The sequence below is a fragment of the Pseudomonas sp. KCJK8993 genome (genome assembly GCF_046230915.1).
Lineage (GTDB): Bacteria > Pseudomonadota > Gammaproteobacteria > Pseudomonadales > Pseudomonadaceae > Aquipseudomonas > Aquipseudomonas piscis.
The window spans coordinates 75,106-98,671 of the sequence record NZ_JBJJLO010000005.1; the positions used below are offsets into that span (position 1 = coordinate 75,106).

The 23,566-nt window shown below is 64.1% G+C and carries 24 protein-coding genes; 6 read left to right on the forward strand and 18 right to left on the reverse strand.

All coding sequences use genetic code 11. The features are described 5' to 3' along the window. Position 1 precedes the first annotated feature (1 nt). Positions 2–1,780: a KinB sensor domain-containing domain gene (locus ACK6AU_RS03335; protein ID WP_409297728.1), complete on the reverse strand. Its 1,779-nt coding sequence runs from the start codon at positions 1,778–1,780 to the stop codon at positions 2–4. A gap of 10 nt (positions 1,781–1,790) precedes the next feature. Further along, on the reverse strand, positions 1,791–3,137 hold the full coding sequence (gene algB / locus ACK6AU_RS03340) for a sigma-54-dependent response regulator transcription factor AlgB (protein WP_409297730.1): 1,347 nt from the start codon (positions 3,135–3,137) through the stop codon (positions 1,791–1,793). 434 nt (positions 3,138–3,571) lie between these two features. Between algB and ACK6AU_RS03345 the strand changes: the two genes are divergently transcribed. The 5 genes from ACK6AU_RS03345 (at position 3,572) to ACK6AU_RS03365 (ending at position 7,992) form a co-directional block, all read left to right on the forward strand. Beyond that, positions 3,572–3,856: a hypothetical protein gene (locus ACK6AU_RS03345; protein ID WP_185696676.1), complete on the forward strand. Its 285-nt coding sequence runs from the start codon at positions 3,572–3,574 to the stop codon at positions 3,854–3,856. Positions 3,857–3,948: 92 nt separating this feature from the next. Next, positions 3,949–4,113 (forward strand): DUF1328 domain-containing protein, encoded by a 165-nt coding sequence (locus tag ACK6AU_RS03350; protein WP_003170804.1) that lies wholly within the window; start codon positions 3,949–3,951, stop codon positions 4,111–4,113. 2 nt (positions 4,114–4,115) lie between these two features. Further along, positions 4,116–4,580 carry an inhibitor of vertebrate lysozyme family protein gene (locus ACK6AU_RS03355; RefSeq protein WP_053137930.1) on the forward strand — a complete coding sequence of 155 codons (465 nt, stop codon included), beginning with the start codon at positions 4,116–4,118 and terminating at the stop codon, positions 4,578–4,580. 727 nt (positions 4,581–5,307) lie between these two features. Next, positions 5,308–6,639, forward strand: a complete 1,332-nt coding sequence (gene gltP, locus ACK6AU_RS03360; protein ID WP_409297733.1) for a glutamate/aspartate:proton symporter GltP — start codon at positions 5,308–5,310, stop codon at positions 6,637–6,639. A 123-nt stretch (positions 6,640–6,762) separates the two neighbouring features. Beyond that, positions 6,763–7,992 carry a nucleoside recognition domain-containing protein gene (locus ACK6AU_RS03365; RefSeq protein ID WP_185696674.1) on the forward strand — a complete coding sequence of 410 codons (1,230 nt, stop codon included), beginning with the start codon at positions 6,763–6,765 and terminating at the stop codon, positions 7,990–7,992. A 30-nt stretch (positions 7,993–8,022) separates the two neighbouring features. Here the strand turns inward: ACK6AU_RS03365 and ACK6AU_RS03370 are convergent, their stop codons facing one another. From ACK6AU_RS03370 to ACK6AU_RS03410, 9 genes are all read right to left on the reverse strand, one after another. Then, positions 8,023–8,643, reverse strand: coding sequence for an ABC-type transport auxiliary lipoprotein family protein (locus ACK6AU_RS03370; RefSeq protein ID WP_409297735.1), 621 nt, complete (start codon positions 8,641–8,643; stop codon positions 8,023–8,025). Continuing rightward, positions 8,640–9,578 carry an MlaD family protein gene (locus ACK6AU_RS03375; RefSeq protein WP_185696672.1) on the reverse strand — a complete coding sequence of 313 codons (939 nt, stop codon included), beginning with the start codon at positions 9,576–9,578 and terminating at the stop codon, positions 8,640–8,642. Before ACK6AU_RS03375 ends, ACK6AU_RS03370 begins: the two co-directional genes overlap by 4 nt. A gap of 1 nt (position 9,579) precedes the next feature. Next, complete coding sequence (locus ACK6AU_RS03380) at positions 9,580–10,383, reverse strand: ATP-binding cassette domain-containing protein (protein ID WP_185696671.1); 804 nt, start codon at positions 10,381–10,383, stop codon at positions 9,580–9,582. Then, positions 10,380–11,528, reverse strand: a complete 1,149-nt coding sequence (locus tag ACK6AU_RS03385; protein WP_185696670.1) for an ABC transporter permease — start codon at positions 11,526–11,528, stop codon at positions 10,380–10,382. Before ACK6AU_RS03385 ends, ACK6AU_RS03380 begins: the two co-directional genes overlap by 4 nt. Positions 11,529–11,582: 54 nt before the next feature. Continuing rightward, positions 11,583–12,626 (reverse strand): DUF5924 family protein, encoded by a 1,044-nt coding sequence (locus ACK6AU_RS03390; protein ID WP_185696669.1) that lies wholly within the window; start codon positions 12,624–12,626, stop codon positions 11,583–11,585. A gap of 139 nt (positions 12,627–12,765) precedes the next feature. Next, positions 12,766–14,169, reverse strand: coding sequence for a M16 family metallopeptidase (locus tag ACK6AU_RS03395; protein ID WP_409297739.1), 1,404 nt, complete (start codon positions 14,167–14,169; stop codon positions 12,766–12,768). Positions 14,170–14,227: 58 nt separating this feature from the next. Next, complete coding sequence (locus ACK6AU_RS03400) at positions 14,228–15,886, reverse strand: Na/Pi cotransporter family protein (protein ID WP_409297741.1); 1,659 nt, start codon at positions 15,884–15,886, stop codon at positions 14,228–14,230. Between the two features lie 224 nt (positions 15,887–16,110). Continuing rightward, a complete protein-coding gene (locus ACK6AU_RS03405) occupies positions 16,111–16,875 on the reverse strand; it encodes a TerC family protein (protein ID WP_185696666.1) in 765 nt (254 codons plus the stop codon). Positions 16,876–16,943: 68 nt separating this feature from the next. After that, on the reverse strand, positions 16,944–18,251 hold the full coding sequence (locus ACK6AU_RS03410; protein ID WP_185696665.1) for a CitMHS family transporter: 1,308 nt from the start codon (positions 18,249–18,251) through the stop codon (positions 16,944–16,946). Positions 18,252–18,569: 318 nt separating this feature from the next. Here ACK6AU_RS03410 and ACK6AU_RS03415 point away from each other — a divergent pair, with 318 nt between their 5' ends. Next, positions 18,570–18,971: a GFA family protein gene (locus tag ACK6AU_RS03415; RefSeq protein WP_409297744.1), complete on the forward strand. Its 402-nt coding sequence runs from the start codon at positions 18,570–18,572 to the stop codon at positions 18,969–18,971. Positions 18,972–19,042: 71 nt separating this feature from the next. On the opposite strand, the gene ACK6AU_RS03420 is transcribed toward ACK6AU_RS03415, so the two are convergent. The 7 genes from ACK6AU_RS03420 to ACK6AU_RS03450 form a co-directional block, all read right to left on the reverse strand. Further along, on the reverse strand, positions 19,043–19,417 hold the full coding sequence (locus tag ACK6AU_RS03420) for a DUF2388 domain-containing protein (protein ID WP_409297746.1): 375 nt from the start codon (positions 19,415–19,417) through the stop codon (positions 19,043–19,045). 97 nt (positions 19,418–19,514) lie between these two features. Then, complete coding sequence (locus ACK6AU_RS03425) at positions 19,515–21,476, reverse strand: DUF4105 domain-containing protein (protein WP_185696663.1); 1,962 nt, start codon at positions 21,474–21,476, stop codon at positions 19,515–19,517. Further along, positions 21,473–21,793: a DUF2388 domain-containing protein gene (locus ACK6AU_RS03430; RefSeq protein ID WP_022642733.1), complete on the reverse strand. Its 321-nt coding sequence runs from the start codon at positions 21,791–21,793 to the stop codon at positions 21,473–21,475. Before ACK6AU_RS03430 ends, ACK6AU_RS03425 begins: the two co-directional genes overlap by 4 nt. A gap of 27 nt (positions 21,794–21,820) precedes the next feature. After that, positions 21,821–22,129, reverse strand: coding sequence for a DUF2388 domain-containing protein (locus ACK6AU_RS03435; RefSeq protein WP_185697245.1), 309 nt, complete (start codon positions 22,127–22,129; stop codon positions 21,821–21,823). A gap of 103 nt (positions 22,130–22,232) precedes the next feature. Next, on the reverse strand, positions 22,233–22,553 hold the full coding sequence (locus ACK6AU_RS03440; RefSeq protein WP_185696662.1) for a DUF2388 domain-containing protein: 321 nt from the start codon (positions 22,551–22,553) through the stop codon (positions 22,233–22,235). 159 nt (positions 22,554–22,712) lie between these two features. Further along, a complete protein-coding gene (locus ACK6AU_RS03445; protein ID WP_409297749.1) occupies positions 22,713–22,901 on the reverse strand; it encodes a DUF1127 domain-containing protein in 189 nt (62 codons plus the stop codon). 278 nt (positions 22,902–23,179) lie between these two features. Beyond that, positions 23,180–23,395 (reverse strand): DUF1127 domain-containing protein, encoded by a 216-nt coding sequence (locus ACK6AU_RS03450; protein ID WP_022642737.1) that lies wholly within the window; start codon positions 23,393–23,395, stop codon positions 23,180–23,182. Positions 23,396–23,566 lie beyond the last annotated feature (171 nt).

Consider the following 23,566-nt stretch of genomic DNA (forward strand, 5'->3'; position numbering starts at 1 on the left):
CCTAGAGCGGCAGCGCCAGGTAGAACTGGGTGCCCTGCCCGGGCCGTGAGTAAACGCCCATGCGCCCGCCATGGAGCTGGACGATTTCCTTGCACAACGCCAGCCCCAGGCCGGCGCCGCCCTTCTTGCGCCCCACCTGGACGAAAGGTTCGAAGATCCGCCCCTGCTGGCCATAGGCGATGCCTTCGCCGTTGTCCTCGACGCTGATGATCACCCGTTCGCCGTGGCGCCGGGCCTGCAGGCGGATCTGCCCGCCGCTGGCGGTGTGGCGCAAGGCGTTGCCCACCAGGTTGTCCAGGACCCGTTCCAGTTGCGGGCGGTCGGCATGCAGGCGCGGCAGCGGTGCCTGGATCTCCAGCAGCAGCGCTATATCCTGTTGTTGTGCCTGCTCGCTGAAGCGCCACTGGGTCTGCTCCAGCAACTCGTCCAGGGAGCAGGGCGCGAGGGTCAGTTTTTGCAGGCCGTTCTGGTAGCGGGAGAAGTTCAACAGGTCGTTGATCAGTTGCATCAAGCGCTGCATTTCTTCGTTGACGGTATTGAGCAGGTCGGTTTCCCGGGACTCCTCGGCAAAGTGCAGGCGCTCCTGGAGCAGTCCGAAGGCCATGTGCATGCCGGTGACCGGGGTGCGCAGCTCGTGGGAGGCGCGCAGCACGAACTCGCTGCGCACGCGCTCGAAGGCCCGCTGCTCGGTGACATCGTGCAGCACCATCACCGCTCCGAGGATATGCCCCTGGGTATGGCACACCGGAGTCAGGCTGTAGGTCAGCAGGCGTGCTTCGCCGTCGACCTCGATATCCAGGTCCTCCGGCGCCCGTTCCAGGTTGCCGCCGCGCAGCACCAGCTGTAGCTGCTCGTCCAGCTCCGGGCGTTGCAAGGCGCTTCCCAAGCCTTGGCCAAGGCGCTCCTGGTCCCAGCCGAGCTGGCGCTGGGCCACCGGGTTGAGGTGCTCCAGCCGGCCCTGGCGGTCGATCATCAGCAAACCGTCGTCGATGCTATCGAGTACCGCCTGCAGGCGTTGCTGGCCGGCCAGCAGTTCATCGACATTGGTGGCCTGATGCTGGCGCAGGACTTCGGCCATGATCCCGAAGCGCCGCGCCAGCAGGTTCATTTCCGCCGGCCCGGAGATTGGCAGGGTGACGTCGAAATTGCCCTGGCTGATCTTGTCCGCCGCCTTGGCCAGGGCCTCGATCGGACCGCCGAAGCGCCGGGCGATGGAGTGGGCGGTAATGAAGCCGATGATCAGCACCGCCAGGCCCACCAGCCCCAGCAGGCCGGCCACCAGCAGCGCCCGGCCACGGGTCTGGTGCTCCACTTCGCTGATGTTGTCCAGGGCGCGCTTGTGTTCGTTGATCAAGCCACCGCGCAAGGTATTGAAGCGTTCGGTCAACTCGTCGTTGTTACTCAGGCTGGAGGTGCTGTGCTCGAAAGCCTCGAAGAAGCTGACGTAGTCGCGGCGCGCCTGCTGGAAGCCACTCTGTCCCTTTTGTTGCTGTTCATGGGCGATGCCCTGGTCGAGCAATTCCAGGTAGTGCTGCCGGGAGGCTTGCAGAGCCGCCGGATCGGGCTTGTTGCCGAGCATGAGGATCAGCTGGTCGCCGAGGGTCTGGCGCAGCTTGAGCCCCAGGTCCAGGGTGATGAAGTTGTTGCGGATCAGCGATTCCTGGGTACTGGCCATCTGCATCACGCTGACCAGCCCCAGCACCAGGCCGAGCAGGGCCACGGTGATCAGGGCGGAGATGCTGAGAAACAGCCGGGTCCGCAGTTTTATCGCGAGCTTCATGGGGTCCCGTTCACAGGTTGTACTGCTTGCGTTTGCGATACAGCGTCGAAGCATCGATGCCCAGGGTCTTGGCGGCCTGGTCCAGGGTGTCGCTGGTGGCCAGTACCGCGCCGATGTGGGCCTTCTCCAGTTCATCCAGGCTCAGCGCGGCGCCGATCCGCGGGGCGTTGTTGGTGGGCTGCTCGGCCATGCCCAGGTGGCTGATTTCCACCCGCTCCTGGGGGCAGATGATGCTCGCGCGTTCCACCACGTTGCGCAGTTCACGGATATTGCCCGGCCAGCGGTAGTTGAGCAGCGCTTCCCGGGCCTCGTCGCTGAAGCCGCGGGCCGGCCGCGAGTATTCCTTGACGAAGCGTGCAAGGAAACGATCGGCCAGGGTCAGGATGTCCTCGCTGCGTTCGCGCAACGGCGGCAGGTGCAAGGTGATGACGTTCAGGCGGTACAGCAGGTCTTCGCGAAAGCGCCCGTCGCGCACCATGTCTTCCAGGTTGAGGTTGGTGGCGGCGAGGATGCGTACGTCGGCCCGACGGGTCACCGGATCGCCGACGCGCTCGTATTCCTTGTCCTGGATGAAGCGCAGCAGCTTGGGTTGCAGGGTCAGCGGGAAGTCGCCGATCTCGTCGAGGAACAGGGTTCCGCCGTCGGCCTGGTTGACCCGGCCCAGGGTACTTTCGCTGGCGCCGGTGAAAGCCCCCCGGCTGTGGCCGAACAGCTCGCTTTCCATCAGTTCGGCGGTCAGCGACGGGCAGTTGATGGTTACGCAGGATTTCTTCGCGCGCTTGCTCCAGCCATGGATGGCCCGGGCCAGCTCGCCCTTGCCGGTGCCGGACTCGCCGAGGATGAGGATATTGGCGTCGGTGCTGGCCACCTGGCGAGCGGTTTCCAGCACCACCTTCATGGCGGGGCTGTGGGAGTCCAGGCCATCGCTGGATTTACGCACTTCGCCTTCCAGGGCTTCCAGGCGCGCCGAGAGCTGGCGCACCTCCAGCTGCTTGGCGGTGGCCAGGCGCAATTGATCGGGGCTGCAGGGCTTGACCAGGTAGTCGGCCGCGCCGGCCTGGATCGCGTCCACCGCGGTATCCACGGCGGAGTGGGCGGTGACGATCACCACCCGCATCCAGGGAGCCTGGATGCGCATCTGGGCCAGGACGTCGAGACCGTTGTCTTCGCCCAGGCGCAAGTCGAGGAAGCACAGGTCGAACACCTGGCGTTGCAACAAGGCATCCGCCTGGGCCGCGCTGTTGGCGGTGGCGACGGTATAACCCTCATCCTCCAGGCAATAACGAAAGGTGCGAAGGATGGCGGATTCATCATCCACCAACAGGATGCGGCCTTGATTTTCCGGCGCTGACTCCATTTTTCCCAGGCTCCTTAAATGAACGATCTTTATTTAGTCCCGGAAAAATCGGGCAAGTTGCAAGGTTGATTCTGATCCATTCTGTGGCTTGCAGGTTAGATCTCTGCGAGACGAATAGCTAACCCACTGAAACAAATGATGTTTTCAATAATGGGGCGGTACCGCTCAGATATCGGTCTGTATCAGGCCGCTCGCCATTCGGCAAAGTTCCCATCGCAAGCTGGAAGGTATTCGATTCTGCACGAGTAGATCGTGCATTTCGCACGGCCCGGCAAGCGGGCATCGTGCAGGATGCGTCTCATCAGGTTTCGATGAATATTAATAACTATATGATTTTATTGGTATTTTCATTTGTCACAAAGCTGGCATGCCGCCTGCAATACCTCTCCCAAGTCGCATAACAACATCTCAACCGCTGTGGGAGGTATTTCAGGATGAATCGCCAACGTCTCGCCCAAATGCGTATCGCGCCGCGGCACTTGCAACAAGGCCTGTTCGCCAGCCTTGCCCTGCTGGTCACCCTGATTGCCGGGCAGCAATTGCAGCGCTGGCAAGACAGCGAAGCGCAGGCTCCCCGTGTGGTGGTCCAGCATATGGCCCAGACCCATTTCGCCCCGGTGAACAGCCCGTTCGCCGAAGCCCCCCTTGCACACCTGATGACCGTCGACCAGGCGCAGCCGGTGCTCGAGTTGTCCCGCGACGAGCGTTGGGTGTTCTAGACGGCCTGGGCACCACGGTGGTGCCTGCCCTGCGGCGGCGTCGACTGCCATGCAGGTAGCGTTTCCAATAGAGAAAAGTAAGGAGAATCATCATGCTGAGTTGGGCAATCACATTCCTGATCATCGCCATCGTCGCTGCCGTTCTGGGGTTCGGTGGTATTGCGGGTACTGCCACCGGGATCGCCAAGATCCTCTTCGTGGTGTTCCTGGTGATGTTCATCGCTTCGTTCTTCTTTGGCCGTCGCGGCCGGGGCTGACCATGGGGTTCTCCTACAAGACCCTGGCCGCTGTCGTGCTGCTGGGCGCCAGTACCCTGGCGAGCGCAGCCAACGACGGCCAGGCACGCGCCAACCAACTGCTGAACTCGGATCCACAGTTCCGTAAGACCTGGCAAGACGTCGTGCAAAAGGAAGAGCGCCTCCCCGAGTGGGTGATGAACCTGTCGGGCGAGGCCGAGCAAATGAATGCAGTGCAGGAGGATGGCGACAAGTACCTGGTGGGCCCCCTGTGCGAAACCGCCCAGAGTTGCCGCAACCAGCGCCTGATCGTGGCCTTCGGTTTCGATAAAAAGCATGCCTACGCCTTGCTGGTGGAAGTGCCTGCGGGGCTGCCCGCCGACAAGTCGCCCACCCGGCATGCCAACTACCGGTTTCTCGGCAAGCCCGAGCCCGGTATGCAGGAATTGCTTAAAGAGCAGCTGAGAAAGGACCCGAACTGGTATTGAGTCCGGGTCAGTCGAATAGACGAAAGGGCCAGGTGCGCTTTCGGCTGTTGCACGACCCGAGGAGGGCTTGTGCATGACCAGGGGGCCGGGACGTTCTGATCCACTGGAGATCGGAGTGACCTAGGGGTACAGGGAGTGCCTCCGCAGGGGCCGGGTCAGGAAAAAGCGGCGGCGCAAGCTCCCGGGTCGGCATCGACCTGACGAGCTTGCGGCGTGCTTGAACGAAAAAAAGACCCGAGCTAGAGCCCTTGGCAAGAAAACCCACAGTGCGAACTGAAAAATCTTCCTTTGACGCCGGTCAAACGTTACCTGGTGTTTCTCTGCGACCGTATATCGAGAAACTTTCCGGAAAATCCGGAAGGCTCGAGGGCACCCGAAACAGAAGATTCCTAAATTTTTTTAGACCTTTCCTGACCCTTCCGACAAGCCCGGACACCGCCTGAAATGGCCGTTTCACGGCATTCTGGCCTGCCGAAATGTCGTATTCGAACCGGTTGGGACGCTCATTTTGTTTCGAAAAACTCATGCCGATTCGGCATAGGGTAGGCGTTTACGGCATTAGACGCGCCCCCCTTGCATCGGAATAGTTGCGCCTTTTTTCGCCCGCGCAGAGTCGTCATTGCTCGCTCGGGATGACCTTATACGGGGGCCGATGCACAGACTTTTCCGCCATTGAGCGTTGCAGTTCGCGCATCTGCCCGAGACCAACTTAAGTAAGGGTAATGATATGAAGAAGGCCAAAATAAGCCTCGCCTGGCAGATCCTCATCGGTCTGGTCCTGGGTATTGCGATCGGCGCACTGCTCAATCATTTCAGCGCTGAAAAGGCCTGGTGGATTAGCAACGTCCTGCAACCTGCGGGCGATATCTTTATCCGCTTGATCAAGATGATCGTGATCCCGATCGTCATCTCCTCGCTGGTGGTCGGCATCGCCGGTGTCGGCGACGCCAAGAAACTGGGCCGCATCGGCCTCAAGACCATCATCTACTTCGAGATCGTGACCACCGTCGCCATCGTCGTCGGCCTGCTGCTGGCCAACCTGTTCCATCCGGGCGCAGGCATCGACATGAGCACCCTGGGCACCGTGGACATCTCCAAGTACCAGGCCACCGCGGCCGAAGTGCAGCATGAACACGCCTTCATCGAGACCATCCTCAACCTGATTCCGTCGAACATCTTCGCGGCCATGGCCCGTGGCGAGATGCTGCCGATCATCTTCTTCTCGGTGCTGTTCGGCCTGGGCCTGTCGAGCCTGCAGGCCGACCTGCGCGAGCCCTTGGTGAAGATGTTCCAGGGCGTTTCGGAAACCATGTTCAAAGTCACCCACATGATCATGAACTACGCCCCCATCGGCGTATTCGCACTGATCGCGGTGACCGTCGCCAACTTCGGTTTCGCCTCGCTGCTGCCGCTGGCCAAGCTGGTGATCCTGGTCTACGTGGCCATCGCCTTCTTCGCCTTCGTGGTCCTGGGCCTGATCGCACGCCTGTTCGGCTTCTCGGTGATCAAGCTGATGCGCATCTTCAAGGATGAGCTGGTGCTCGCCTACTCCACCGCCAGCTCAGAAACCGTGCTGCCGCGAGTGATCGAGAAGATGGAAGCCTACGGCGCGCCGAAGGCGATCTGCAGCTTCGTGGTGCCTACCGGCTACTCCTTCAACCTCGACGGTTCGACCCTGTACCAGAGCATTGCGGCGATCTTCATCGCCCAGCTGTACGGCATCGACCTGTCCATCAGCCAGCAGCTGCTGCTGGTCCTGACCCTGATGGTCACCTCCAAGGGCATCGCCGGGGTTCCGGGCGTGTCCTTCGTGGTCCTGCTGGCCACCCTGGGCAGCGTCGGCATCCCGCTGGAAGGCCTGGCCTTCATCGCCGGTGTCGACCGTGTGATGGACATGGCGCGTACCGCCCTGAACGTGATCGGCAACGCCCTGGCGGTGCTGGTGATCGCTCGTTGGGAAGGCATGTACGACGAGGCCAAGGGCCAGCGCTACTGGAACTCCCTGCCGCACTGGCGCAGCAAGGAGAAGCTGCCAGCCGGCGAGATCTCCAAGGGCTGAGACCCCTGACGCCCGCCCACCAACCCGGTGGGCCCGCGCAACAGACAAACCCCGGTCGATCCGGGGTTTGTCGTTTCTGCAGCCCCCGCTATCATTCGCCGCATCTTCCGAGGGATATGACCGATGCTCAATGGCCTGTGGCTTGGCTTCTTTATCGTTGCAACCGTTTCCGCCCTGGCGCAGTGGCTGGTGGGGGGCAACGCCGGGATCTTCGCCGCCATGGTGGAAAGCATCTTCGCCATGGCCAAGCTGTCGGTGGAGGTCATGGTGTTGCTGTTCGGTACCCTGACCCTGTGGCTGGGCTTCCTGCGGATCGCCGAGAAGGCCGGCATCGTCGAGTGGCTGGCCAAGGTCCTCGGCCCACTGTTCAAGCGCCTGATGCCGGAAGTGCCGCCGGGTCATCCGGCCCTGGGCCTGATCACCCTGAACTTCGCCGCCAACGGCCTGGGCCTGGACAATGCCGCCACGCCCATCGGCCTCAAGGCCATGCGCGCCCTGCAAGAGCTCAACCCCAGCGCCACCACCGCGAGCAACGCGCAGATCCTGTTCCTGGTGCTCAACGCTTCGTCCCTGACCCTGTTGCCGGTGACCATCTTCATGTACCGCGCCCAGCAAGGCGCGGCGGACCCGACCCTGGTGTTCCTGCCGATCCTGCTGGCCACCAGCGCCTCGACCCTGGTGGGCCTGCTGTCGGTGGCGGTGATGCAGCGCCTCAAACTGTGGGACCCGGTGGTGCTGGCTTACCTGGTTCCCGGTGCCCTGGCCCTGGGAGCCTTCATGGCATTGCTGGCGAGCCTGTCGGCGGCGGCCCTGGCATCGCTGTCGTCGATCCTCGGCAACCTGACGCTGTTCGGCCTGATCATGCTGTTCCTGGTGGTCGGCGCGCTACGCAAGGTCAAGGTCTACGAGGCCTTCGTCGAGGGTGCCAAGGAGGGGTTCGACGTCGCCAGGAACCTGCTGCCATACCTGGTGGCCATGCTGTGCGCCATCGGCGTGCTGCGGGCGTCCGGCGCCCTGGACTTCGGCCTCGACGGAATCCGCCACCTGGTGGCCTGGGCCGGTTGGGATACGCGCTTCGTCGATGCCCTGCCCACCGCCATGGTCAAGCCGTTCTCGGGCAGTGCGGCCCGGGCGATGCTGATCGAGACCATGAAGAGCCAGGGTGTGGATAGCTTCCCGGCACTGGCGGCGGCGACCATCCAGGGCAGCACCGAAACCACCTTCTATGTGCTGGCGGTGTATTTCGGTGCGGTGGGCATCCAGCGGGTCCGGCACGCCGTGGGCTGCGCCCTGCTGGCGGAGTTCGCCGGCGTGGTCGCGGCGATCGCCGTCTGCTACTGGTTCTTCGGCTGATCCTGCGCCGGCCTGCCGGCGCCACGGACCTCAGCGTTTCCTCACCTGGTTGCCCTGCCCCACGGCCCAGTCCACCACCTGGCGGGCCAGCACGTCGCTGGCCTGGCCGAACCCGGCCACTACTGCCGGCACCCGGGTCTCGGCCAGCGGCTGGCGTACCTCGAAGCGCCGGCTGGCGAGGATCTTCTGGTCGGCACCCCGAATCAGCCGCGCATCCAGGCGTATCACCACCTGGGCGGCCTTGCCCTGGTATTCGCTCTGGAACGCTTGCAGGTCGCCGCCCAGGGCCAGGTCGGTCTGCAGGTTGCTGTCGTCGGTGCTCAACAGCTGGACCCGGCCATCGCGCTGGAACCCGTCCAGCAGCCGGTTGCGCAGCAGGATCGGCGCCGGGTCGGTCCAGCGCGAGGCCTTGTAGCTGCTGAGCAGGTCGCCCTGGGGAATCACCGCGATCCGCGCACTGTTCAAGGCGTCGCTGGCCTGGGGCTTGAGCAGTTGCAGCGACCACGGCAGGGCCTTGCCCGGAGTACTGGCCTGGCCCACCGGCAAGCGGTAGACATCCAGTGGCTCGCTCTGGGGCAGGATCGAGCAGCCACCCAGGGCCAGGACGGTCCCCAGGGCCAGGGGGGCAAACAGGCGGCTGGCACGCATCATGGGGTGAACTCCTTGCTCTTCTCGTTACCCAGCAGGTAACCACCGGGGTTGGCTTCCAGGCGGCGGGTGATGGCCCGCAGCGAGCTCATGGTCTCGCGCAGTTCGCGCACGGCCGGCGCCAGGCCATTGAGGCCCTGCATGCCGTTGCTCAGCGAGTCCTGGTTGTCGTTCAGCAGCTGGTTGAGGGTGGCGCTGCTTTGCTCCAGGGAGCGCATGGCCTGCTGGGCGCTGCCGAACATTTGCCGGCCCTGGTCGTTGAGCAGGCCGTTGGCGTTGCGCATCAGCGCGGTGGTCTGCTCGAGCATGGCGCTGGTCTGCCTGGTGATGGTCCCCAGTTGCTGCATCAGCTGGCGCAGGTCGTTGCGCTGCTCGGCGATGCTGGCGGTGGTCTTCTGCAGGTTATCCAGGGTACTGCCGACCCGGTCCACGTTCTCCGGGGAGAACAACTGGTTGGCGTTGTGCAGCAGCTGGTTGACCCCGGTCATCAGGTCGTCGCTGTTGTTCAGCAGCCGGGCGATGGGCGATGGCGAGGCGGTGATGCTCGGCAGATGGCCGTTCTTGCCCTTGAGCGGCGGGCTTTGCGGGGTGCCGCCGCTGAGCTGGATGATCGAGGTGCCGGTGATGCCGGTCAGCGCCAGCTTGGCCTGGGTGTCTTCCTTGATCGGCGTGTCGCCGCCCAGGCGGATCTGCGCCAGCACCCGGCGCGGGTCCTTGGGGTCCAGGCGCAGGTTGACCACGTCGCCGACCTTGATCCCGCTGTACTGCACCGAGCTGCCCCGGGACAGGCCGCTGACCGCTTCGTTGAAGACGATCTCGTAGTCCTGGAAGGCGCTGTCGACGCTGGACTTGGCCAGCCACAGGCCGAACAGCAAGGCGCCGGCCACCAAGATCACCGTGAACAGGCCGATCAGTACGTGATGGGCTCGGGTTTCCATATCATCCCTCGTTGGTCGGTGTCGCGGCCTGGTACGCCGCGCGGCCCCGGGGGCCGTGGAAGTATTCGTGGATCCAGGCGTCCGCCGTCTCGGCGACGATATCGATGGCATCGGCCACCAGCACCTTCTTCTGCGCCAGTACCGCCACCCGGTCGGTGATGGTGTAGAGGGTATCCAGGTCATGGGTGACCAGGAACACGCTCAGGCCCAGGGCATCGCGCAGGGTCAGGATCAGTTGATCGAAGGCGGCGGCGCCCACCGGGTCCAGGCCGGCGGTGGGCTCGTCGAGAAACAGGATGTCCGGGTCCAGGGCCAGGGCGCGGGCCAGGGCGGCGCGCTTGATCATGCCGCCGGACAGCGACGCCGGGTACTTGTCCGCCGCCGACAGCGGCAGGCCGGCCAGGGCCAGCTTCACCGCCGCCAGGTGCTCGGCGTCGGCGCGCGACAGGCCGGCGTGTTCGATCAGTGGCAGGGCGACGTTCTCGGTCACCGTCAGCGAAGTGAACAGCGCGCCCTTCTGGAACAGCACGCCGAAACGTCGTTCCACCAGCGAGCGTTGTTGCTCCGGCAAGCTCGGCAGGTCCTGGCCGAATACCCGCACCGAACCCTCGCTGGGCTGGCGCAGGCCGACGATGCTGCGCAGCAAGACCGACTTGCCGCTGCCCGAGCCACCGACCACGCCGAGGATCTCGCCCTTGTACACGTCCAGGTCGAGGTTCTCGTGCACGCTCTGCTGGCCGAAGCGGTTGCACAGCCCGCGAACCTCGATCACCGCCTCGGCGGGCGCGCGCGGCGGGCGGCTCACCAGCCCATCTCCATGAAGAACAGCGCGGCCACGGCGTCGATGACGATCACCACGAAGATCGACTGCACCACCGCGGACGTGGTGTGCGCCCCCACCGACTCGGCGCTGCCGCTGACCTTGAAGCCCTCCAGGCAGCCGATGGCGGCGATCAGGAAGGCGAATATCGGGGCCTTCACCAGGCCCAGAAGGAAGTGTTTTACGCCGATATCCGAATGCAGCAGCGAGAGGAACATCGCCGGTGAGATGTCCAGCGACAGCGCGCAGACCACGCCGCCGCCGATGATGCCCGAGAGCATCGCCAGGAAGGTCAGCATCGGCAGCGCCACCAGTAGCGCCAGGACCCGAGGCAGCACCAGCAATTCCATGGGGTCCAGGCCCAGGGTGCGGATCGCGTCGATTTCCTCGTTGGCCTTCATCGAGCCGATCTGCGCGGTGAAGGCGCTGGCGGTACGCCCGGCCATGAGGATGGCGGTCAGCAGCACGCCGAATTCGCGCAGGAAGGAAAACGCCACCAGGTCCACGGTGAAGATGCTGGCGCCGAATCCAGCCAGCACCGTGGCGCCGAGGAAGGCCACCACCGCCCCCACCAGGAAGGTCAGCAAGGCGACGATGGGCGCGGCGTCCAGGCCGGTCTGCTCGATATGCGCGACCATCGGGGTGATGCGCCAGCGCCTGGGATGCAACAGGCCGCGGGCCAGGGTTTCGAGGATCAGGCCGATGAAGCCCAGGGCCTTCAAGGTGTCGTGCCAGACGGTGTAGACCGAGCCGCCGATGCGCGAGAGCAGTTGTATGCCCACCGGGACTTCCGGCTGCTTGACCGGCACGCAGAAGTCGTTCAGCGAGCTGTAGACGGTTTGCAGCAGGGCGCGGTCGGCGGCGGACAGGGTGCAATCCGGATGCTCGGCGCTGCGTCCCAGGCGCTCGGCTCCCAGCAGTTCCACCAGCAGCGAGGCGCCGGCGGTGTCCAGGGCGCCGAGGCCATTGAGGTCGATATGGGTATCGCTATCGTAGCGCCCGGCCAGGGATTGGCTGAGGCGCTTGAGGTCGCTGTAGTGCGCCAGCGTCCAGTCGCCGTGGATGCGCAATTGCGCCGGAGAGTGGGCAAGATCCAGTTGAGCGGTGCCGGGCGTCACGCTGGTAGTCATAAGCTCCAAGCTTGTATGGCCATTTTGCAGTGCTACGTAATAGCACGATCCGCATTACTTTGCCTCGCCGGGCTTGGCCGCCTGTTGATCTGGATCGTCGATCTGGAAACGCAGCACGCCGATCACCTGGCCGTCCTCGGTGACGACCCGGACCTGCCATTTGCCGGCGGGGTTGGCCGGGAAGTTCTGCTTGCGGGACCAGGCGCGGTAACCCTCCTTGCGCCCGCCGTGGATGTCCAGGGCGATGCGGTCCACCTCGCTGCCGTTGAACTGCCAGACATGGTAGATGCGCTCGTCCAGGCCCCGTGGCGCATTGATCGCGGTGTAGGCGTACAGGCCATTGCCGCGCACCTGGCTGGCGCTGAGGGTTTCCAGGCTGGCGCCTGGAGTACGGTCCTGGAGCTGGGTGCTGATGGCGTCCTCGGTCAGCCACAGGGTGGCCGGTGGTACCCAGGAGCGCAGCAGCCAGCCGGTGCCGCCGATGGCCAGGGTGATGCACAGCACGGTCAGGGCGCTGCGCACACTGCGGATCGGCAGGATCGAGGCCAGGCTCGGGAAGGACAGCAACATGGCGGTGCCCAGGGCCAGCTTGAAGCTCTGGGCGGTGGTCAGGTGCAGGATCAGCGGCAGCGCCGTCAGCAGTACGGCGAACAGTGTCAGCGTATGCAGGGCCAGGAACAACCAGCGGCGCGGGGCCAGCCACTTGTAGTACAGCGGGTCGGTGATGGACACCAGCGCCGCAGCGCCCAGCAGCCCGGTGAACGCCAGTTGGCCGCTGTTCCAGCTGGTGGTGATGAAAAAGAACGGCAGGACGAAGAACAGGCTCTCCTGGTGGATCATCTGCGTGGCATAGCGCAGCAGCGGCTGCGGGATCTCGCGCTTGAAAACCTGGGCGAACAGCTGGGTCAGGCTGTTTTCCAGCATCAGCCAGACCCAGCTCACCAGCATGATGACGGCGATCCATGAGGCCAGGCCCTGTTGCCGGTCCACCAGGATGAAACTGCAGACCCCCGAGATGAAGCCGCCGAGTGCGATGACCCCGGGGTAGCGCTTGATCAGCTCCAGCAGGCGCTGTATGTGTCGGTTCCAGTCGGGCATCGGCTGCAGGTCACGGTCAGGGTGGGAAAAAGCGCGACAGGATAACGTCGGCGGCGGCCCGTGGCGAGGGAGTCGACCCGCTCCCGGATGGGGGCGGGTCGACCCGGCCGATGGCATGGCGGCGCCGTTTTTCAGGCTGTCATGCAGCGCCCTGCCAGGCTCGGTTGGCGCGCCGGCGCCACAGGCCGGCGCCCGCGCCACCCAGGACTATCAGGACCAGCAGGCCGCCCAGCAGCCAGAGCAGTTGCTCGTCGCTCAGCAGGGGTTTTTCGATCCGCAGGTAACCCGGTTGTTCCAGCAGCTGGCGCAGGGCCTGGTTGGCCTGGGCCAGGGTCACGGCGCGCAGGGCCTTGGCCGGGTCGCTGAAACGCCCATCGTCGAGATCCCCCAGGGCGCTCCAGTAGTAGTCCGCCAGGGCGCTATTGCCCTGCACCGCCCAGGCCTGGCGGTCGATGGCGGCCTGCTTCAGGCGGGCGAAGGCGGCGGGGTCCAGGCCGTCCTTCAGCAAATGTGCCCGCAACTGCTCGACCACCTGCCGTGCTTCGTCCAGGTCATCGCGTTCCAGGTCGGCGTTGAGGCTGAGGAACCCGACACCACCGAAGACTTCGCGATCGCTCCAGGGGCCGTAGGACAGTTCATGCTCCAGGCGCAGCTGGCGGTACAGGGCCCAGTCCAGGTAGTCCTTGAGCAGGTCGAAGGTCTGGCTGTGCTGTCGCTCCAGCACCGGCTCGGGGAACAGCCAGTGCAATTGGGCGCTCTGCCCCACCCAGCCACGGATCAGGCTGCGCACCGCTGCGGCATGGCCCTGCATTTGCGGCAGCTGCGGGTGTTCGCTGGGCTCCACCGGCTCCAGGGCGCCGTAGGTGCGCTCCAGATAGGCGGGCAGCAGGCGATCCAGTTCGCCCACCACGATCAGGCTCATGTTGTTGGGGGCGTACCAATCCTTGCGCACCTGCTCCAGCCGGGCCAGGGTCAGGTGACTGACTTCGGCTCGCTCGGCGCACTTGAGCCCCAGTTCCACCGCCAGCTGGTTGCTGGCCTTGTGGCCCAGGTCCTGGCGGTCGAGCCAGCGTTGCAGGTGCGAGTAATGGCCGCCGTCCTCACGCTCCACCACGCGCTTGGCGCTGGCCAGGGCCTTGTCGTCCAGGCGAGTGTGGGTCAGTAGCGACAGCAGCAGGTCGAGGACCTTGCGCTGGTTGCGCGCCGGGGCCTCGATCACGAAGGTGGTATCGGCGTTGCTGGTATAGGCGTTCCATTCGCCGCCCAGGGCTTGCATGCGTTCTTCCAGGCCGCCCTCGCCGCTGGCGTCGATGCCGCTGAACAACAGGTGCTCGAGCAGGTGCGGCAGTTCCTTGTCGGTGCAGGGGAAGTCATCCAGGCCTACGCCGACTACCAGGCGGATCGCCACATGGCCGCGTTCGCTGCCGGGCTTGAGCAGCACCTGCAAGCCATTGGGCAGGGTGTAGTCTTCGACCTGGAAGCGATCCAGGGCCCATCCTTGTGCACTGCCCAGCAGCAGGCAGGCGAGTAACAGACAACGCATAACAAGAACTTCCTTACGGCGTGCGCAAGTTGTAGAGACTGCACATGACCCTGGACGTTCAGGGCGAGTGGGTGATGTCGACCATGTCCTCGACTTCCAGCGCGCCGGTATCCGAGGTTTCCAACACCACATAGGCGCTGCTGCAGAACAGCGAGTTCAAGCGCTTCATGTCGGCGATCAGTTCCAGGTGCAGGGAGCTGGTCTCGATGCTCTGGACGATCTTGCGTTGCAGGCGGCTGACGTGGGCGTGGGCCAGGCGCCGCTCCTGGGCGCGGAAGCGGCGCTTCTCGCGCAGCAGTTGCCGGGCGCTTTCCGGATCGGCGCTGAGGAACACCGAGAGCCCCAGGCGCAGGTTGGCGATCAGCTGGGCATGCAGGCCGGTCAGCTCCTCCAGGCCGACCTCGGAGAAGGAGCGGCGCTGGGAGGTCTTCTGCTGCTGGACCTTGCGCAACATGCGCTCGATCAGGTCGCTGGCCAGCTTGAGGTTGATCGCCAGCTCGATGATTTCCGCCCAGCGCCGGCTGTCCTGCTCGCTGAGGTCTTCGCGGGGCATCTGTGCCAGGTACAGCTTGATGGCGCTGTACAGCGCCTCGACGTCGTCGCTCAGGGCCCGCAGTTCCTGGGTGATGGCGGTCTGCTTGCCGCGCAGTACGTCGCCCATGGCTTCGAGCATGCTGTCCACCAGGTCGCCGATGCGCAAGGTTTCCCGGGCGGCGTTGGCCAGGGCCAGGCTGGGCGTGACCAGGGCGGTGGGGTCCAGGTGGCGCGGTCTTGCCCGGCCATTCTCCTGGGCGCGCTCGGGCAGCAGCCAGGTGCAGAGCCGCGCCATGGGGCCGACGCTGGGCAACAGCAACAGGCAACGGGCGGTGTTGTAGAGCAGGTGGAAGCCGATCACCACTTCCTGGGCGCTGAAATCCAGGTTGTCCATCCAGTGGGCCAGCGGATCGAGGACCGGGATGATCAGCAGCAGGCCGATCAGCTTGTACAGCAGGCTGCCCAGGGCCACCTGGCGCCCGGCGGCGTTCTGCATGCTGGTGCTGAGAAAGGCCAGCACGCCGCTGCCGATATTGGCCCCGATCACCAGGCCGATGGCCACTGGCAGGCCAATGACCCCGGCTCCGGCCAGGGTGGCGGTGAGCAGCACGGCGGCCAGGCTGGAATAGGAGACCATGGCGAACACCGCGCCCATCAGCGCATCCAGCAGGATGTCGCCGGTGAGCGAGGCGAACAGTACCTTCACGCCTTGGGCGTGGGTGATGGGCGCGGCGGCTTCCACGATCAGTTGCAGGGCCAGGATGATCAGGCCCAGGCCGATGCCGACCCGGCCCAGCTGGCCGGCGCGGGTCTGCTTGCGCGAGAGGAAGAACATCACCCCGATGAAAATCAGCAGCGGCGACAGCCATGACAGGTCGAAGGTCAGCACCCGGGCCATCAAGGCGGTACCGACGTCGGCGCCGAGCATGGTGGCCAGGGCCGGGGTCAGGCCCATCAGGCCCTGGCCGACGAAGGAGGTCACCAGCATGGCCGTGGCGTTGCTGCTCTGGACCATGGCCGTTACCAGGATCCCGGCGATGAACGCCAGCGGCCGGCGGCTCATGTTCTGGCCGATCACGTGCCGCAGGTTGGAACCGTAGACCCGCAGGATCCCGGTACGCACGATATGCGTGCCCCACACCAGCAGGGCCACGGCGGAAAGCAGATTGAGCAGGGTCAGCATGCACGGCCCCCCTGGGGTGAAGAGCCCCAAGTGGGGCCAGTGGACGTTGCTGCGCGCGGTTCTAGGTTATGTATGTAAGCTTTAGTCGGGTAACGCACAGGGCGCCAGCATCGCATAGCTGTTCTGGTGACTGAAACATAACTGTTATGAAATCGTCATGTTTCAGGTAAGCAAAAGGGGCCCGAAAGCCCCTTTTTCATTTCAGCGATTCCAGCGCATTCGGCTTATTGACCGGGAATGTCCTTGCGCAGTTTCACTGGATCCTGCTGTTTCTTCTTCGCCAGGTTGGTGCGCAGCTTGATGTTGATGACCTCAACCGCCAGGGAGAAGGCCATGGCGAAGTATACGTAGCCCTTGGGCACATGCACGTCGAAGGCTTCGGCGATCAGTACGGTACCGACCACCAGCAGGAACGACAGCGCGAGCATCTTCAGCGATGGGTGCTTGTCGATGAATTCGCTGATGGTGCCCGAGGCCAGCATCATCACCAGCACCGCGACGACGATCGCCGCCACCATCACCGGTACGTGGGAAACCATGCCCACCGCGGTGATCACCGAGTCCAGGGAGAACACGATGTCGATGATCGCGATCTGGATGATGGTGTAGATGAAGTTGCCGCCCTTGCCCTTGGGTTCGTCGTTGGACTCATCCTCGCCTTCCAGGGCGTGGTACATCTCCTGGGAGCTTTTCCACAGCAGGAACAGGCCACCGAAGAACAGGATCAGGTCACGCCCGGAGATACCCTGGCCGAGCACGGTGAACAGGTCGTCGGTCAGGCGCATGACCCAGGTGATCGACAGCAGCAGCATGATCCGCGTGATCATCGCCAGGGCCAGGCCGAAGATCCGGGTGCGGGCCTGCATGTGCTTGGGCATGCGACTGACCAGGATCGAGATCATGATGATGTTGTCGATACCCAGGACGATCTCCAGGGCCGTCAGGGTGAAGAAGGCAACCCAGATCTCCGGGTTGGTCAGCCATTCCATGTGTGTTCCTTTGAGCGAGGGTTATGGCCCCGTCCGACGATCGGCCAGGGCGCAGAATCTGTGGTCTTTTATAGAGTGCTGAACAGGGGAAATATTCCCATCAGCAAGGCGGCGAGCATTATGCACAGGCAGACCAGCACTGCCCACTTGAGGGTGAAGCGCTGGTGATCGCCGAACTCGATGCCGGCCAGGGCCACCAACAGGTAGGTCGAGGGTACCAGCGGGCTGAGCAGGTGCACGGGCTGGCCGACGATCGACGCGCGAGCCATCTCCACCGCGGTGATGCCGTAGTGGCTGGCAGCCTCGGCCAGTACCGGCAGGACCCCGTAGTAGAAGGCATCGTTGGACATGAAGAAGGTGAACGGCATGCTCACCAGCGCGGTGATGACCGCGAGATAAGGGCCCAGGGCCTCGGGGATCACCGCCAGCAGGCTCTTGGACATGGCGTCGACCATGCCGGTGCCGGACAGGATGCCGGTGAAGATCCCCGCGGCGAAGATCAGCCCGACCACCGCCAGCACGCTGCCGGCGTGGGCCGCGACCCGGTCCTTCTGCTGCTGCAGGCAAGGGTAGTTGACGATCATCGCGATACTGAAGGCCACCATGAACAGCACAGGCAGCGGCAGCAAGCCGGCGATCAGCGTGCACATCAGGGCCAAGGTCAGGGCACCGTTGAACCAGATCAGCTTCGGCCGGCGGGCGTCGGGGAACTGCGAGACGCTGATTTCGCTATGCTCCACCTCGTCGCCGACCAGGTGCAGTTCACCCAGGCGGGCGCGCTCGCGCCTGCCGTACAGGTAGGCGATGGCCAGGATCGCCACCACGCCGGCCAGCATCGCCGGGATCATCGGCACGAAGATATCCGAAGGGTCCACGTGCAGCGCACTGGCGGCGCGGGCAGTGGGACCGCCCCATGGGGTCATGTTCATCACCCCGCCGGCGAGGATGATCAGGCCGGCCATGATCCGCGGGCTCATGCCGATGCGGCTGTACAACGGCAGCATGGCGGCCACGCATATCATGTAGGTGGTGGCACCGTCACCGTCCAGCGATACCACCAGGGCCAGTGCCGCGGTGCCTACCGAGACCTTCAGCGGGTCGCCCTTGACCAGCTTGAGGATCTTGCGCACGGCCGGGTCGAACAGGCCGGAGTCGATCATCAGGGCGAAGTACAGGATGGCGAACATCAGCATCACGCCGGTCGGCGCCAGCTTGGTGATGCCTTCGAGCATCATCGGGCCGATCTTCGGTGCGAAGCCGCCGAACAGGGCGAACAGGATGGGCACGATGATCAGGGCGATCAGCGCGGACAGGCGCTTGGTCATGATCAGGAACATGAACGTGATGACCATGGCGAAGCCAAGGAAAGTCAGCATGGGAATACTCCAGGCGTAGCGCGGCTAGGGAATGGCGGAACGGGTGGGTTCAGCGCGGGACGGCAAGCACTAGGCGTACGGGAGCAGGGATAGCGAACAGGCGGGTACGAGCGGACATCAGAATCACCATTGTTGTTGTTAATTGGGCCGGGAGCGCGCGAGCGCCCGCTGTGGCCAGCCGGTCTGTCGCCGGCGGTGGGAGGCGATGCTAATGGGGCAAGCTTTCAGCCAGCTTTCGCCGGAGAAAGGAATCAGTGGATGTGTCATCGCCCGACAAGCGGCCTAAAGTGCAAGGCATGACGATAAAGGAGAAGAGATATGGAGCAGTTGCACAGCGGGGGCTGCCACTGTGGGCGGCTGCGTTATGAGTTCAGCGGGCCCTTGCGGGACATTGCCCATTGTCATTGTTCGATCTGTCGCCGGGTCAGCGGCGGCTTGGTGACGACCTGGATCACCCTGCCCGCCTCGGCTTTCAGGTGGCTGGCGGGCAGCCCGGCCCGCTATGACTCGTCCGCCAGTTGCGCCCGGTATTTCTGTAGTACTTGCGGGGCGCACCTGGCACTCATCACCCAACTGAGTCCGGACAGCATCGATGTCACCATCGCCACCCTGGACCATCCGGAACAGGCCCCGGCGCAGCGGCATATCTGGACCGACAGCCGCCTGCCCTGGCTGCACCTGGATGAGCAGTTGCTAGGTGAGGCGCAAGAGACGTTATAGGGCCTTGGGCCCTCTCTTCAATCGAGAAGAAGGTTCCTGGCAAGGTTCGGGCAGGTCCGTCCTTGAGGGCTTCAGTGGGTGGAAGCCAGGATGGCGCAAGCCAGGGCAAGATCATCGTAGTGATCCAGGTTGCCCTTCTGACGCAGCATCAGCAGGGCAGACTCCAGTAGCGCCCCACGAACGGCGGTGTCGGTGGCGACAAAGGCCGCGGCGTCATCGCGGGCCAGCAGCAGTCGCTTCCGATCGCGGTCACTCAGTTCGTTGAATGTCACTGTGGTGCCGATAAATGGGCCGGTTGTGGTGAGGGCTCCCCAGAACACCGTGGCCATGCCAGGCTCTGTATCGAAGTCGGGGACTACCTTGATGGCTTGGGCAGGGGGGCTAAATGCCAGGGTGCCTAGAATGCTGAAGCCTAAACGCGCGGCGATAGTCTTGGGGCTTTTCATGGTGACATGCATCCTGTAGCCGTAGGTGCGGACCTGCTGCAAACGAGGTGCTTTCTGGCGGCTAGCAGGCACAAAGCACCGAATGTGGATCAGGGAGTCAAGGCAGTTCCAGGCCGCCTGCAGCCTTGTGCAAGGCCCGCAGGTGCTCGCCCACCTGTTTCAGGTTGGCCTCGTTGGCGGCGATCTCGGCTGCCCGGGCTGGTTCGAGCAACGCCCGTACTTCCTTGTCCAGGTCACCAGTCAAGGACTGCAGTTGCTTCTGCCGCTGGCTGCTCTCGGCCTCCAGGCGCTGCCATTCTCCAGGTTGCGGCAAGCCATAGCCGCTGCTGCCCAGCAGCTCCGCCGGGCGGCTGAGGAAACCGCTGTTGGCAAGAATCTGCTGCAGGGTCTGGTTGGCCTTCTCCATACCGCCATTCTTCAGCTCGCGGGCGCCCAGGTAGCGTTGTTTGACCTCGTCCTGGGCCAGCAACAGCTGGCGGCGAAAGCTCGCCTGCTCCAGGAGCAGCAAGGCGGCGCTGGTGCGCAGGTCGGCCTGGGCGAACCACTGGCGGCGTTGTTCGGCGCTGAGCGATAGCCAGTCCTCGACGTTGGCCTGCTTGATCGGCAGGTTCTTCCTGATGACTTCGAACATCGCCTGGTAGCGGTCGCGGAACGAGTCGAAGCGATAGCCCAGGCGCAGGGCCTCGCGGGGATCGTCGAGCACGCTGGTATCGGCCAGCCCCCTGCCCTTGAGCACTTCCAGCAAGCCATTGGGCATGATGCTGTCCAGGCCGACCAGTTGCTTGTTGTTGCTGCCGCTGCGCAGCAGCTTGAGGCTCTCCACGGCGCAGTTGTTGGACAGGAAGTAATAGTTGCCGTCGTAGCTCCAGTGCATCTCGGCGGCGTGTTCCACCACTTCCTCGATCTCGCTGCGCGAGAGTTTCAGGGGCACCGAGGCCAGGCTGCGCAGCTCGGTCTTGGTGTATTCATCGATCACCTGGGCCAGCGGCAGGATGAACAGCCGCGACGGGTACTTGCCTACCAGGCCATCCCAGCTGGAGAGCTGCACGTCGCCGACGAAGGCGCGATAGGACAGCACCAGGTGCTGGTCCAGGTCCAGTCGGCAATCCGGCCCACGAGGCCGGCCCGGTGCGCAGATCACCAGGCGCAGCATGCTGTGGCCCCAGCGGCTGACCCAGTTCTGGTTGGCTTCGGCCAGCAGGTAGTCCACCGCGTAGACCCGCTCCGGGTCGACCTTCCCCAGGGGCGTCTTGGCGAAGTCGTTGCCGGCATTGAGGAAGGCGAAGGACTTGGCGCAGGTGTCCTTGGCGGCGGGCGCCCAGCCGAAATGTTCCTGGTAGTAGCGGTAGAGCGCCGGACGCCGGCAGGCGTAGCTCGGGTCCAGGAGGAAATACTCCATGTTCACCGCGACGAACTCTTTGGGGTTGGTCGTTTCGTAGAGGTCGGGGCTGCGGGCGACCTGGCGGTTGTGCTGCTCGCGCTCCCCGCGGCGGCCGACGTACTGCTGCCAGCCGGCCAGGTCCAGCAAGCGTGGGTCGTCGCTCAGGGTGAAGCGGCGATCGTTCTGGCCGCGGCAGGCGTCCGGCAGGCCCACCAGGCCGGTGGTGCCGTTGTTGCGGGTGCAGCGCTGGATCAGGCGGCGCTCGGCGCTGGGCCAGAGGCGCGCCCGATCATAGATATGGGTCAGCTCATGGAGCACGGTGGCGAGCAGTTCCCGGCGCACAGTGCCATGGGGACGACTGGTTTTCTGGGTCGCGGCGGAACCGTCGGCCAGGCTCGTCAGCAGCGCCCGGTTGAGGTCCAGCTCCGCTACCAGGGAGGCTTCACCGTAGGCGTTGTCGGGCATGCGGTCGGTCCAGCCGACGGCGATGGTGCGATCCAGCTGCTGGATGAAGCGCGGCGGCAATGCCTGCATCGCTTCGTCCAGCAGGGCCTGGCTGGCTTGTTGCTGCTGCGGGGTCAGGCCATCGGTCTTCAGGCGCAGCTGGAGGTCGGCTTGGGCGGTGCCGCAGAGCAGACCCAGGGTCGCGGCCAGCAGCCAGGCGCGCAGCGGCTTCACAGGGCGAGGATGGCTTCGGCCAGTACCTGGTCGCTGGCATCGCGGGCTTCCGGTACGCGGGCCCGCAGGGTGTCGAAGGCGGCTTCCAGCTGGGCGCCACGGATATCGCCGTTGCTGGCGACGAAGCTGGCGGCATCGTCATGGGCTTCGCGCACGAGCTTGGAGTCACGGATCGAGGTGGTGGTGTCCGAGGTGAAATCGATGGTGCGACCGAAGGCACGGACAATGATGTTACTGGTGGCCACCAGGGTATGTGCCTGGGCCACATCGGCCAACAACAACAGGCCGAGGGTGGCGGCAATCAGTGGGCTACGCATGGAACGACTCCGGAATGACAGGGGTGGCTATTGGACGAGAATTGCCTGCGCCAGTTCAAGGTCGCCGGCATGCAGTTTCGCCGGGGTCGCGCGCAGGTATTTCAGCGCGGATTCCAGGCGGGCGCCACGCAGCTGGCCGTCGGTTGCAACGAAGGCGGCGGCATCATCCTGGGCGGCGAGTAGCAGTTTATGGTCGAAGGGCGCGGAGGTCACCTGGCTTGTGGCGTAGACGCTGACGACCGAGCCTTGGGTGATCACGTCGAACGCCTGGGCCGGGTTGGCCCAACAGATCAGGAGCAGTACTGGAGCGGAAAGCGCAATGCGAAACAAACCTATGGATCCCGACAGCTGAAAACCAGCGCGAAGGCTAGCGCAACGGGGCGCGCAGGACCAGCGCAGAGCGGTTCAGGCGCGCTGGCGCACCTGAACCGTATGCACCTCAGATCGCCAGGATGGCCTGGGCCAGCTGGGTATCGGTGGCTTGTTGCAGCTGTGGCGCTTGCTGGCGGATGTGGGCGAAGGCGCTTTCCAGTTTCACGCCGCGAATGGCGCCATCGGTGGCGACGAAGCTGGCGGCATCATCCCGGGCAGCACGGACGATCTTGTGGTCGCGCAGGGAGGATGTGGCGTCGGAGGTAGCATCGGAGGTGGCCTTGAGCGCGCCGACGATGGCATCGGTGGTCACGATCAGGCTGGTGGCGTGGGCGTTGGCGGCCAGGGCCAGCAGTGCGGCAGCGCTAAGCAAGCGGAGACGGGACATGGATAACTCCTGTAGATGAACAGACAGATGAAGGGCGCTGAGTGAGACGCCGGGCAGTCACTGCGAGGTGCTGTGTCTGATAGCCCTGACGCAGCTCGAGTGAGAATCGCCACGTCAGGGTTGATATTAGGCTCAGCCGTTCTGTTCGCCCATACCTGCTCAGGTCCGCCAGAAAGGTTTGCGCAGTTCTGCTGCCCTTTCGCAATGACTGATGCCGCTGTCTGCCAGTTGTCGCTCATCCAGTTGGGCCAGCAGCAGACGGGTCCTGCTTCGTTCCTGCATGTTCCTGAAGGCGTCCAACCAAGTGTGCAAGGCCTGGAGGCCGGTGTGCCTGACTGATGAGTTCATGATGCGATCCTCGATGAAAGGCCGGGCATTGTTCCCGTAGGTCACATGATGAGCAGTGCCAGTAGGCGCGGACAGGTACACCCAGGAAAAATTGTACTGGTTCAGTTTTTATTTATTTAAAACTGTACTTGTCGCTATCGACCGAGGCTGTACGCAGGGCTCCAGGGTTTTTCAGGCCAGAAACGACAAGACCCGCCGCGGTTTCCCGCGGCGGGTCTTGTTAATGCAATTCGGGGTGCTGGCGGTGGACCCGGTGGGTCAGGGCCAGCGACGCTGAGTTAGCGCCAGAACGGCTTGCTCAGCTCTTCGTAGCGTTGTGCTTCGCTGATCCCGGCATCGGCCAGCAGACGCGAATCCAGGCGAGCCAGTTGGTGGCGGCTGGAGATGCGGCGCTGCCACAGCATCAGGTTGGCGAGAACGCGCAGAGGCAGGGAAGCCTGGGATTTAACAGCCTTGTCTTCGAAGAACAGTTCGGAACTGAGTGTACGTTCCATGGTTGACATCCTTCCGCTTGTGGCGGGATCAGGTAGTGGTTTAACTGGTGCCCATGATCCTCTTCCGGTGCAAGACTCTGTAGATACAGTTCACGTGTATTGTGAAAGACCAGTTAACTGTTTATAGGGGCTGTACTGTTCCGAAATGGCGCAACTGTACCTGTCAGCACT